The organism is Calothrix sp. FACHB-168 (assembly GCF_963889195.1).
Classification (GTDB): domain Bacteria; phylum Cyanobacteriota; class Cyanobacteriia; order Cyanobacteriales; family Nostocaceae; genus Aulosira; species Aulosira anomala_A.
Genome location: NZ_CAWPNJ010000001.1, coordinates 373,535 through 386,381, shown reverse-complemented (window position 1 = coordinate 386,381; position 12,847 = coordinate 373,535). Strand labels below are relative to the sequence as shown.

9 protein-coding genes are annotated in these 12,847 nt (G+C 42.7%); 8 read left to right on the top strand and 1 reads right to left on the bottom strand.

Features of this window, described 5'->3' with window-relative positions; all coding sequences use genetic code 11:
- The first annotated feature begins 21 nt into the window (after positions 1 to 21).
- Complete coding sequence (locus AACW45_RS01535; protein WP_190626970.1) at positions 22 to 378, top strand: hypothetical protein; 357 nt, start codon at positions 22 to 24, stop codon at positions 376 to 378.
- A gap of 155 nt (positions 379 to 533) precedes the next feature.
- On the opposite strand, the gene AACW45_RS01530 is transcribed toward AACW45_RS01535, so the two are convergent.
- Entirely contained in the window at positions 534 to 1,496 is a 963-nt protein-coding gene (locus AACW45_RS01530; protein WP_190626967.1) for a GDSL-type esterase/lipase family protein, read from the bottom strand.
- Positions 1,497 to 2,241: 745 nt separating this feature from the next.
- On the opposite strand from AACW45_RS01530, the gene AACW45_RS01525 reads away from it, so the two are divergent.
- The 7 genes from AACW45_RS01525 (at position 2,242) to ntrB (ending at position 12,767) form a co-directional block, all read left to right on the top strand.
- The gene (locus AACW45_RS01525; protein WP_190626965.1) at positions 2,242 to 5,136 is read left to right on the top strand and encodes a glycerol-3-phosphate acyltransferase; all 2,895 of its coding nucleotides are present in this window, start codon (positions 2,242 to 2,244) and stop codon (positions 5,134 to 5,136) included.
- Entirely contained in the window at positions 5,133 to 5,483 is a 351-nt protein-coding gene (locus AACW45_RS01520; protein ID WP_190626963.1) for a cupin domain-containing protein, read from the top strand. Before AACW45_RS01525 ends, AACW45_RS01520 begins: the two co-directional genes overlap by 4 nt.
- A 660-nt stretch (positions 5,484 to 6,143) precedes the next feature.
- Positions 6,144 to 7,253, top strand: coding sequence for a sodium-dependent bicarbonate transport family permease (locus tag AACW45_RS01515; protein ID WP_190626962.1), 1,110 nt, complete (start codon positions 6,144 to 6,146; stop codon positions 7,251 to 7,253).
- 85 nt (positions 7,254 to 7,338) lie between these two features.
- Entirely contained in the window at positions 7,339 to 7,671 is a 333-nt protein-coding gene (locus AACW45_RS01510) for a P-II family nitrogen regulator (RefSeq protein ID WP_190551385.1), read from the top strand.
- Positions 7,672 to 7,897: 226 nt separating this feature from the next.
- Entirely contained in the window at positions 7,898 to 9,310 is a 1,413-nt protein-coding gene (locus AACW45_RS01505) for a cation:proton antiporter domain-containing protein (RefSeq protein WP_190626960.1), read from the top strand.
- 1,067 nt (positions 9,311 to 10,377) lie between these two features.
- Positions 10,378 to 11,754, top strand: a complete 1,377-nt coding sequence (locus tag AACW45_RS01500; RefSeq protein WP_190626959.1) for a CmpA/NrtA family ABC transporter substrate-binding protein — start codon at positions 10,378 to 10,380, stop codon at positions 11,752 to 11,754.
- 173 nt (positions 11,755 to 11,927) lie between these two features.
- The gene (gene ntrB / locus AACW45_RS01495; RefSeq protein ID WP_190626957.1) at positions 11,928 to 12,767 is read left to right on the top strand and encodes a nitrate ABC transporter permease; all 840 of its coding nucleotides are present in this window, start codon (positions 11,928 to 11,930) and stop codon (positions 12,765 to 12,767) included.
- Positions 12,768 to 12,847: the final 80 nt, after the last annotated feature.

Here is a 12,847-nt window from a genome sequence, read left to right as displayed (position 1 = left end):
AAATTTTCACCTGGAAACCTAATGAACAAGTTCTTGCTTCACTTACTTTCAACTCCTGTAGTTATTAGCTCTATCCTGTCTACAGGAATCGTCATTAATCAAGCTCAAGCTATCGAGCCGCAACCTACAAATACACAAGATCGTCTTACATGTATCCGCAATAAACATAAAGTAGGTTTAGTCTGCGCCAGAGCTTCTGTTTTGGCAGAACTTCCGAAATATCAGCCAGAAAGCGAACCAGTATCTACAGATGGGGTACCCATGTTAGAGTTTAACGATCAAGAAAGTGATATGGCGATCGCTTTATTTGGCTGTGATTGTGGCGCTTGTATAAATTCTTTAAGAAAAATGCAGGGTGCAACTCCATTAGTTTATTAAGAAATTTTCAAAATAATTACTCATGAAGTAGATATTATCTCAGGGTACAACATCTGTTGTACTCTTACTTTTTAATACATACAATTGAAACACAAATTAAATAAATATTTGAAATCATATCCGATATTTATAGCAATCTCAATTATTTGTAAAGGTTAATCCGATCGCACTTCTTCAATCATTCCTAAAAGCGATCGCGCGATCATTTGGCTAACTACTCGATTACCTGCTAAATTTAGGTGAATGTGGTCTTGATACAAGGCTTTGACGTTTGGGGTATTGTTGAATATGGGCAATACATCTATATAAGTAATCTGTTGCCCTTCAGTAAATTCCTTGAGCCTTTGACGCGCCTTAATTTCATAATCGCGAGAACCTGGTTCGCCAATTTCGCGCAATAGGGGAGTCATGACTAAGAGAAATTGGCTGTTGCTTTGTTGGGTTAGCACTTGGATTTTACCAATTGCTGCTAAATTTATTCCCACGCGATCGCCTGATTCTTTTTGTACGGCTTGAAGTTCGGGATGTGGCTTGTCTTTAATTAAATAACGCTCCCAGACTTCTATTATAGCTAAGGGTGGTTTGCGATCTGGGTAATTGCGATCGCGTCCCACTGGTAAGGATGTAGGAGCCGTAGCAAATAAATCGTCGGTATTAATTAATAACACTACCGCCTGAGATTGGAAATTCCCAAATCTTTGCAGATAGGCTAATTCATTCCTTGGCCCCCAAGAGTTAGCTGATGCATTTAATACTTCAATTTGCTGGTATTTATCCTGAGTGGCTGAAGTTAAAGCGCCCATCAGTAACTGCGAAATTGTATTATCTTGATCTGTCCACCAACCACCGTTAGCGATGGAGTCGCCCAAAATTAACACCCGGATTGTATTTGGTGCAGGTGTTTTGGTAATCGGCTGGCTACGCATAGAATATTCATTAATCTCAATGCGATTGCCAAAACGACGAGTTTTTTGGTTCGGCGCTAACAAATAACCTATCTGCGGATCGCTAATGTAAATTAAGGGATTACCAAAACCAAACAGCGATCGCAATCCTACTTCAATTCCTACCAGTAAGCCGATAATTACTGCCAACGCGATCGCTAAGGCTAATTTCACCCAAAATTACCATCCCATTAATTTAAAAAAATTAATCTTTTGCACTTAAAGTATTAAATTATACTATTTATATTTCAGCCCTGAGACAGATTTTTCATAGATTTCTCATAATTTATTGTCTTTCTTGCCTCAATTCATCTATGTATAACTAATTAAAGACTAGTATTATAAATCACTTTTATCCCTAAATTGCCAGATGTCATCTGTTGTGATACCAATGACAAATGACCAATGACTAATCACCACTTAGTATAAAATATTACTTTTATCTTTAAAGATATGAATAAATTTGTGGCGCTTTTCGTTGCAAAGCTTAAACAAAATAATCATGACATTTTAATAATATCGTTAAACAGAAAGACTACAATCAAAACGGACAAATTAGCACTGTAACAAAGGAGGCTTACAAAGCTATGTCCGACTTAAATCGTGGCATCATGAAATTTGATGGAGCTGATTCTCCAAAAGTGGTTACTATCTCTACTGTGCTGCTATTGGGTTCAATCGCTGGTCTAATTATTTGGGCACTACAAGCGGCTTATGCGCTAAACTAAGAGTTAGCTGCTTAGTATTTGGTCAGTTGGCAGGTCACTGGCGAAGATGGCTTCTGCCTCAGCTAAGTGTAACCTGCCTAACTCTTCAAAGCGCCCTTGAAAGCATCAATAAAATTTCCGTAAGATTTGAGATTTGAGATTTGAGATGCAAAATGCCAAGTGCAAAATAAATCTAAAATCAAAAATCCAAGATGTCTGAACTTTGGGGTGCCTTAACGATTTTAATTGTCTGCCCCTTACTGGGTGCGTTACCGCTAATTGCCTGGATTACCTACGCCCTAACAGGGAGGAAATTAGCAAAACTCGGTACGGGGAATATCAGTGTGTCAGCTGCTTTTTACCACGGTGGCAAACTGGTAGGGATTCTTGCCGTATTATCAGAAGCGTTTAAAGGGATTGCTGCTGTTCTCATCGCCCGTGCTTTTTTTAGCGAAGGATCGACTTGGGAAATCATCGCCCTGATAGCCTTGGTAATTGGTAGATATTCTCTAGGCAAAGGAGCCGGTACAACAAACGTCGTCTGGGGATTTTTGGTACACGATCCGCTAGTGGCAGGGTTTACAGGTTTTTTAGCCGCTATTAGTTTGATGATTTTACAATCGAAAAAAATCGTCAAATTTGGTGTTTTGTTATTATTTCCCCTATTTGTCTTAATATTGCATATTGAAGATTTTCCCCGCGTTATCGCTGCGGCTAGTTTAGCTGGCTTATTAGCTTGGATTTATCTCAGAATTCCTGACGATCTTAAACTTCCAGCCCAAGGTGCAAAACCAGAATCGAAAGCGATGCTGGAATTATTGGGCGGTGAAACTCAGCTGATGTCTCTCAAAGATGAGTTAGATGAGACAAAAGTTGGACATAAAGCAGCAGCGCTATCCCAACTCAAGCGTTGGGGTTACCCAGTTCCTAAAGGATGGGTACTTGCTCCCGAAGACGATCCCACAGGAGTAATCGACTTTTTCCAGCCATCGGAATTATCGCCTTTAGTAGTGCGTTCTTCAGCCATTGGCGAAGATTCGGAACAAGCTTCAGCAGCTGGACAGTATGAAACGGTGTTGGATGTTACCAGCGAACAGAAATTAGCAGAAGCGATCGCTCAAGTTCGAGCTTCCTACGATAGTCCTACGGCGGTACAATATAGACGCGATCGCGGTTTACCAGACCAAGCAATGGCGGTGCTGATTCAGCAACAAGTCCAAAGTGTCTATTCTGGTGTAGCTTTTAGTCGCGATCCTATCACTCAGCAAGGCGATGCCATTGTCATTGAAGCTTTACCCGGTAGCGCCAGTCAAGTTGTCTCTGGCAGAGTCACCCCAGAACAATATCGGGCTTTTGTGGTAGAAACAGAAAATTTCTCTTCCGTACAATTAGAAGGTGCAGGAAGAGTACCACAAGCCTTAATTAAACAAGTCGCATTATTAGCTCGACGTTTAGAAAAACGTTACCACGGTATCCCCCAAGATATTGAGTGGAGTTATGACGGTCAAACTTTGTGGGTATTACAAGCTAGACCCATCACCACTTTATTACCCATTTGGACAAGAAAAATCGCTGCTGAAGTTATCCCCGGCGTGATTCATCCCTTAACTTGGTCGGTGAACCGTCCTTTAACTTGTGGTGTTTGGGGGGAAATATTTACACTAGGTTTAGGCGATCGCGTTTTAGGATTAGATTTTGCCGAAACTGCAACTCTGCATTACTCCAGAGCGTACTTTAACGCATCCCTCTTAGGACAGATATTTTTGCGGATGGGATTACCGCCAGAAAGTTTAGAATTTTTAACCAGAGGCGATAGCTTAAGTAAACCGCCCATACTTTCGACTTTACAGAATATACCGGGATTGCTGCGGTTAATCCGGCGAGAAATGGATTTAGAAACCGATTTTAAGCGAGATTACCGCGAGAAGTTTGTGCCGGTATTATCTCAATTAGCCCATGAATCTATTGAAGCACTAGAGCCAGCAGAGTTATTGGCGCGAGTGGACATGATTTTAGAAGTGCTGCGTCTTGCCACTTACTATAGTATTTTCGCTCCTATCAGCGCGGCGATTAGACAGAAAATTTATCGCGTCAAAGATGGAGAGATTGATAATAGTGTGGCACCAGAGGTAGCCGTATTGCGATCGCTCAGTGCTTTAGCCCAAAATGCCAAACAAGTATTACCCGAATTTGAGCCAGAGAAAGTCTTTGAGCAGTTAGAAGCAACCCCAGAAGGACAAAATATTATTTACGATTTTAACGAACTGCTGCAAGACTACGGCTATTTAAGCGAAGTGGGTACAGATATCTCCGTTAGCACTTGGAAAGAAAACCCCGAATATGTTAAACAGCTGTTTGTGCAATTAATGCAGGGAAGTGACGCGGCGATAGATGGTGTAGATCCGATTAATCAAGTATTTTCTGGGAAACGCAAACGAGGAAATGTCCAACGGCGCGTGGATTTAAAAGGCAGAGTAACTGAGGTTTATTCGCGCCTATTAGCTGAATTACGCTGGAGTTTTATCGCTTTAGAGCAGATTTGGTTAAAATCTGGCTTGCTGAGAGAAGCTGGCGATATCTTTTTCTTGGAATTAGAGGAAATTGGTAATTTAGTGACAGCGACGGATTTAGAACTGAGTCACCAATTACATAAATTACTCGAAAAAAGGCGATCGCAATTTTCTCAAGATAGCCAAATTACCCAAATCCCTCTTTTAGTTTACGGTCATACACCACCCCATCCCCTAGCCCCCTCAGCCTTATACTCCGATCAAGTTTTACAAGGAATTCCCGCCAGTCATGGACAAGCTGAAGGGAAAGTCAAGGTGTTACGCAATTTACAAAACCTACCGACAATAGATAGAGAGACAATTCTTGTAGTACCTTACACAGACTCCGCCTGGGCACCAATATTGGTAAGGGCTGGCGGCTTAATTGCCGAAGCTGGCGGTAGACTTTCTCACGGTGCGATCGTTGCGCGTGAATACGGAATTCCCGCAATTATGGATGTAAGTGGCGCTACTTGGTTACTCCAAGATGGGCAGCGAGTACGGATAGATGGCTCTAGGGGTATTGTGGAACTATCCAATGATTTGAGACCTGAATGATTACCACTTCCCTGAACGAATTACCAGAACAACCCGTATCTCATAATCCCCAAATCAAGAAAAAAGTCATGCTAAAGCTGGGGGACTTACCCCATTTAACGAACTTTTCTCAAGCGCGTTTTGCTCCCGGACAAAGCGCCCCCGCCCACGCCCATCAAGATATGTCTGAAGTGTTCTTTGTGGAAGCTGGTGCAGGGGTTATCTACGTTGACGGTAAAGAATATGCTTTGGTTCCCGGTAACTGTGTAGCTGTAGAACCAGGGGAAGTTCACGAAGTCGTGAACAATAGTACGAGTGAACTAGTTCTCACCTACTTTGGTTTGCGCGTGGAAAAGTCGGCTGGATAATTTTGACGGTTGTGTAGTCTAAGAATTAATTGCTTGAAGTCTGGACTACACAAGTATTTTACCTTCACACTTCATGCCATACATAACTTTACTTAGTATTAATTATCAGTCCGATAACTAGGGAAAATATATAAACTTTTCTCTATGCTATTAATCTAAATATTTATTTAATAATTACCTATGTAAATGATCTATGTAGGGATTAAACACTGTAAGCTATTCTAAATGGCTTTCAATGACATTCATCAGCAACACCAATCATCAATTTTTCAATGAGTCTTTTGGCAACGCCTTTTCTATCTGAGATTGGCGTTGCTCATCAGACTTAATTTCCATAATTAATTCCAGAAAACTTATTTTTCTGGACTGATTTCATCATCCTGTTTTCAAAGCAAATTTAAAAACAGTAAATTCTTGTTTTTGGGGCTTAAAATCTAACCTTTTTTGTGTTGAACACCTACATATCATGTCTGTAAGCAATACTATCAATTTCAGAAACATAACTTTTATTCCGCCTCTGCAACGACTTGTCGGGCTGCTGCCCCCGACCACTGGCTTTGCGGTGCCAGCGATCTAAAACGATAGAAGAATTTCTATACAGACAAAGTTCATTGAGTTCATTTATTGCAATAATCCTCATCCGAGGAGAAGGAGGTATTCGTGGATTTTTGGTCCTTATTTGTAATGGACTTCGTTAAACAGTTGCAGTCCCCAACACTCGCCTTTTTGATTGGTGGGATGATCATTGCTGCCCTTGGTAGCGAATTGGTAATTCCAGAGTCAATTTGTACGATCATCGTCTTCATGCTGCTCACCAAAATCGGTCTAACCGGTGGAATTGCGATCCGTAATTCTAATCTGACGGAGATGGTGTTACCCATGATCTTTGCTGTAATAACAGGGATTACGATTGTATTCATCTCGCGTTATACGTTAGCCAAGCTGCCAAAGGTCAAAGTCGTTGATGCGATCGCAACTGGGGGATTGTTTGGAGCCGTGAGTGGTTCTACAATGGCTGCCGGTCTGACGGTACTGGAAGAACAAAAGATGGCATACGAGGCATGGGCTGGCGCACTCTATCCCTTCATGGATATCCCAGCGCTCGTAACTGCGATTGTTGTGGCTAATATTTATCTCAACAAGAAGAAGCGTAAAGAAGCAGCCTACTCTATTGAGCAGCCTGTTGTGGCTGGCGATTATCCCGATAAAAAAGATTATCCCGGCAGCCGGCAGGAGTATCTCAGCCAGCAGCAGGGGGATGGCGATAATAAGGTCAAGATATGGCCAATTATCGAGGAAAGCCTCCGGGGGCCTGCCCTATCGGCAATGTTGTTAGGCCTTGCTCTTGGCATATTCACCCAGCCGGAAAGTGTCTATAAAAGCTTCTACGATCCCCTCTTTCGTGGCTTGCTTTCAATCTTGATGCTGGTCATGGGTATGGAAGCTTGGTCAAGAGTTGGCGAACTGCGTAAAGTCGCCCAGTGGTATGTTGTGTATAGTGTGGTGGCACCGTTTGTGCATGGGTTAATAGCCTTCGGTCTCGGCATGATTGCCCACCAAGTCGCGGGATTCAGCATGGGCGGTGTCGTTATCCTGGCTGTCATCGCTGCCTCTAGTTCAGACATCTCAGGGCCGCCCACGTTGCGAGCCGGTATCCCTTCAGCCAATCCCTCCGCCTACATAGGCGCATCCACAGCCATTGGTACGCCAGTTGCGATCGGCTTGTGTATACCGTTCTTCCTCGGACTTGCCCAGGCAATCGGCGGCTAATCCCAGACGGGTCACGGTCTGTCAGCGTTCCCTTGACGGGGCAGACCAAGTAGATGAATTTACATCATTTCAGGAGGTAAGCAACATGGCCAAGCGTGCCAACAAGCTCGTCATAGTCACGGAAAAGGTTCTGCTGAAAAAGGTCGCCAAGATCATTGATGAAGCCGGGGCGACCGGTTATACGGTGGTGGATACTGGCGGTAAAGGCAGTCGCAACGTGCGCTCTACGGGTAAACCCAACACTGCGGACACCGATTCCAATGTAAAGTTCGAGGTACTCACCGAAAATCGGGAGATGGCAGAGAAGATTGCGGATCAGGTCGCCATCAAGTTTTTCACCGATTATGCGGGCATTATCTATATCTGTGAAGCAGAGGTACTGTACGGGAGAACTTTCTGCGGGCCAGATGGCTGTTGAGTCGAAATGACGCGCCATAAAAGGAACAAGCCAGCCATTAGTGCAAGTTTCTGTGGGTCAGACATCTGTTGCATCAAGACGATGCAGACCCCAAAAGCCGAGGTCATGACCTCGGCTTTTGAGTGAGTGTGTTTCTTGTCCGCAGGACGTTGACCCTAGCACAGAAGTCCTTCCCCCCGCAGTTTTATAACTTTCTCAAACCCTTAACCTTCATTGCTTTAAACTCATGATTTTGTCTAACATTCTGCCTCCTTTCAGTGAAGGAATGGCCGCTCTCATGGCTCCGATACCATTCCTGGCGACTGTTGTTGCTGAGGATTCACCCATTATTCTGTCCGGCGTATTGCTGACGCTGGTGGTGATTTATCTGGCTAGTAAGTTCGGCGCAGAGGTCGCTAGGCGATTGGATTTTCCCCCCGTCTTGGGGGAACTTGTCGCCGGTGTGATTGTCGGCGTTTCGGCGTTGCACCTGGTGATCTTTCCCGAAGGGGGGCTGTCTGCTTCTGACTCGGTGATTATGACAGCGCTGCAAGGATTAAATCAATTGGCACCGGATGCGCTGACCCGAATCTTTGAGTCGCAAAGTGAAGTGATTTCGGTTCTAGCTGAAATCGGCGTGATTATTTTGTTGTTTGAAATTGGACTAGAATCCGATCTAAGGCAACTGAAGGAAGTGGGAATTCAAGCCACGGTTGTTGCCTGTGTGGGAGTTGCGGCACCGTTTGCGGCGGGCACAGCAGGGTTGATGTTGCTGTTTCATGTGGCGGCGATTCCGGCAATTTTTGCGGGGGCGGCGTTGACTGCAACGAGTATCGGCATTACCTCTAAAGTGTTGTCAGAGTTAGGTCAACTCAAATCCAAAGAAGGGCAAATCATTGTTGGCGCGGCGGTAATTGATGATGTCCTCGGCATTATTGTCCTGGCTGTAGTCGCCAGTTTAGCCAAAACCGGTGAGATTGATGTTGCCAATGTCATTTACTTGATTGTCAGTGCTACGGCATTCTTGATTGGCTCAATTTTGTTGGGCGGTATCTTTAACAAAAGTTTTGTGGCGATCGTAGATCAGCTCAAAACCCGTGGAAATATTGTAATTCCAGCATTTATCTTCGCCTTCTTTATGGCATTTTTAGGCAACGCTATTCATCTCGAAGCGATTTTAGGTGCCTTTGCGGCGGGTTTGGTGCTTGATGAAACCGATGCCCGAAACGAGTTAGATGAATTGATCAAACCAATCGCCGATTTACTGGTACCAATCTTCTTTGTGACGGTGGGAGCGCGTGCCGACCTTGGTGTTTTAAACCCTGCGGTACCGGAAAATAGGGCAGGACTATTGATTGCTGTCTTTTTGATGGTGGTGGCGATTATTGGCAAGCTGATCACAGGTTGGGCAGTGTTTGGACAACCCGGCATCAATCGAGTGGCGATCGGGGTTGGGATGATTCCGCGAGGAGAGGTGGGTCTAGTGTTTGCTGGCATCGGCTCTGCTAGCGGCATTTTGGATAAGCCGTTGGAGGTGTCGATTATTATCATGGTAATTTTGACAACTTTCCTCGCTCCACCTTTTTTACGGGTTGCCTTTGGTTCATCCACGAATCCCATCCCTGAATCTACCACGGCTGTAGAAACAGCAACTAAGTAACGGTTTTACGAGATTACCAATTGGGTAATATTGCAAAACAAGTTAATAATATTTCTTTCTTAGCCCGCCCTTGCGGGCTTTATTTTTGGCACTCATCGGCAGCTAGAACACCGATTAATTATGCAAACCCCTTGTCTGTGAATTAGAAAACGAAAATATACTTGTACCAATTCAAATAATGTTTGCGACACATCAATATATTCTAGAGGGCATGGCAGTGCCCATTGGTGTCAACTTAAGCTCAGAACCCTTCTCTATCTCGTTTCCAGCCTCCGGCTGGAAATGCGTATTGCGAGGCTCCGCCTCGTCTTCTAATAAATTGAGGCAGAGCCTCATAAATCTCAGATCCCACGCAGAGCATGGGAGCTAGATGGAATGGGGGTTTTACGTTAAGTTGACACGTATGGGCTGTGCCATGCCCCTACAATCTTCAATTTTTGATACTTAGGACTAAAGTCCATAAAACACCCTACAAAATCTAGAGAATAAAGCCTCAATATTTCCGTATTTTCCGGTAAATTACTACAGCCCAACTATAAACTGTTGGGCTTTTCTATCTGTTTACATTAGTTTATGAGTCAAATTGCTAATTATAGATTCATACAATGGTTATTATTGAAAATTTGCGTAAATGATGATTGTAAATGAAATGCAAACAGCCTAAAAATATGTATTCATATTGTCTAAATAATCAAATCCATAGAGAAAAATTTATATATTAGAGCTTGACAGCAACTTTAAGTGTGAAAGATAAAATTTTACTTATATATCTAATCTAATATTTATTTAAGAAAAAGAGGATCGAAGTTAACCATTTCTACCGTACTACCTGTAAACTAAATTTAACAAGTTAAGTGATACCTCTTCCGTTGCCCAAACTCTAATCTATTCATTCCCAAAGTTTTTTTGATAATTACAACAGTTGCCTTCGCCATTCCTTTTAGGAATGACGAAAATCTGTGTACCTAAAATAGATCAAATTAAAAATTAAGACATGCAAGAAATAGTATTTTTCTTGTCTTAATTGCCATACATAAAAACTTAAATTGCACTTTTAAGGAGACATCATGACGGAATTTTTTAATCAAGTTTCTCGCCGCAAATTTATCATAACCGCCGGAGCTTCTGCAGGTGCGGTATTCCTCAAAGGCTGTTTGGGCAATCCTCCTGAGGATGTTGGCAGTGGTGGGACAACACCAGCAACAGCACAGCCAGTAACAAATATTAGTCCCGAACAAAAGCCAGAAACTGCGACAGTTAAATTGGGATATATCCCAATTGTAGAAGCAGCACCGCTAATTATTGCTAAAGAAAAAGGCTTATTTGCAAAGCATGGCATGAATGTAGAACTTGCCAAACAAGCTTCTTGGGGTGCAGCACGGGATAACTTAGAAATTGGCTCGGCTGGTGGTGGGATTGATGGAGGTCAATGGCAAATGCCAATGCCTCATTTAATTACAGAAGGTTTAATTACCAAGGGTAATCAAAAAATTCCCATGTATGTATTGTGTCAATTAATTACACATGGGAATGGAATTGCGATCGCAAATAAGCACCAAGGTAAAGGTATTAGTTTACAGTTAGCTAGCGCTAAGTCCATATTTACCCAACTAAAGTCTTCTACACCTTTCACCGCCGCTTTCACCTTCCCCCACGTTAACCAAGATTTGTGGATTCGCTACTGGTTAGCAGCCGGTGGTATAGATCCCGATGCAGATGTGAAATTGCTCACCGTACCTGCAGCGCAAACTGTAGCTAACATGAAAACCGGCACAATGGATGCGTTTAGTACAGGTGATCCTTGGCCTTTCCGCATTGTCAAAGACAAAATTGGCTACATGGCTGCATTAACCGCAGAGATTTGGAAAAATCATCCCGAAGAATACTTAGCTATACGAGCCGATTGGGTAGATAAACATCCCAAAGCAACCAAAGCCATACTCAAAGGCATCATGGAAGCGCAGCAGTGGTTGGATAATTTTGATAACCGCAAAGAAGCTGCACAAATTCTTGCTGCTCGTAATTATTTCAACCTTCCCTCACCAGAAATTTTGGCAGATCCCTATCAAGGTAAATATGATATGGGTGATGGTCGCAAAATTGATGATAAAACAATGGCGGCTTACTACTGGAAAGATGAAAAAGGTAGCGTTTCTTATCCCTACAAGAGCCATGATTTATGGTTCATTACAGAAAACGTGCGCTGGGGATTCTTACCCAAAGATTACATCGCCAATAATGCGGCTAAAGCCAAAGAGTTAATTAATAAAGTTAACCGCGAAGATATTTGGAAAGAAGCTGCAAAAGAATTAGGCATTGCGGCGGCTGATATTCCCACAAATACATCTCGTGGTGTTGAAGAATTTTTTGATGGCAGTAAATTTGACCCCGAAAAACCAGAAGAATATCTCAAGAGCCTCAAGATTAAAAAGGTCAGTGTTTAGTAAACAGTAAACAGTCAACAGTCAACAGTCAACCGTCAACCGTCAACAGTCATTAGCTCAATTTATTCCCATCACCAATGCCAAATGACCTGTGACAGATGACAAATCTTCAATAGCAAATACCAAATACCACCAAATACCAAATACCAACATTAATTAGGAGATAAGAGTTTATGACAATTGCTCAAAAACGCCCAGCAAACCCTAAGTTTGATAACGGTTTTATATCCCGGCTGCAAAAACAATTTCCCAATGTTGTACCGCCTGCGATCGCTATCCTCATATTTCTGGGTGTGTGGCAACTTTTTGCTTGGACTCCCGGCGCTACATTACCAGGGCCAATTCAAGTTATCACAGACACTTGGATATTGATTTTGTATCCTTTTTATGACAAAGGCGGCACAGATAAAGGTCTTTTTTGGCAGATTTGGGCAAGTCTCCAACGGGTAGCAATTAGCTATACGCTAGCAGCAATTGTTGGTATTGGTTTGGGTATTTTGATTGGGGTGAATCAAACAATGTCTAAAGCATTAGACCCCATCTTCCAATTATTACGGACTGTACCACCTCTAGCTTGGGTTCCTATTTCCTTAGCAGCTTTACGCCAAAACGAACCAGCAGCTTTATTCGTAATCTTCATCACCGCAATTTGGCCGATATTAATTAACACTGCTGTGGGTGTAACTCAAATTCCTCAAGATTACAACAACGTTGCTAAAGTGCTGCAATTAAGCCGCAAAGAATACTTTACTAATATCTTAATTCCTGCTGCACTACCTTACATTTTCACAGGTTTAAGAATTGCAATTGGTTTGGCTTGGTTAGCGATTATCGCGGCAGAAATCGTTATGTCAGGTATTGTCGGGATTGGCTTCTTTATCTGGGATGCTTATCAAAATAACAACGTCAGCGAAGTTATTTTGGCTCTAGTTTATATCGGTGTAGTTGGTTTACTCCTCGATAAATTAATGGCTTGGGTACAAAACCTAATTTTACCAGCAGAGCAGAAATAATTATTAGTCAATGGTCAATAGTCAATAGTCAATAGTTATTTGACTACTGACTATGGTTAAAGGACAAATAACAACTGACA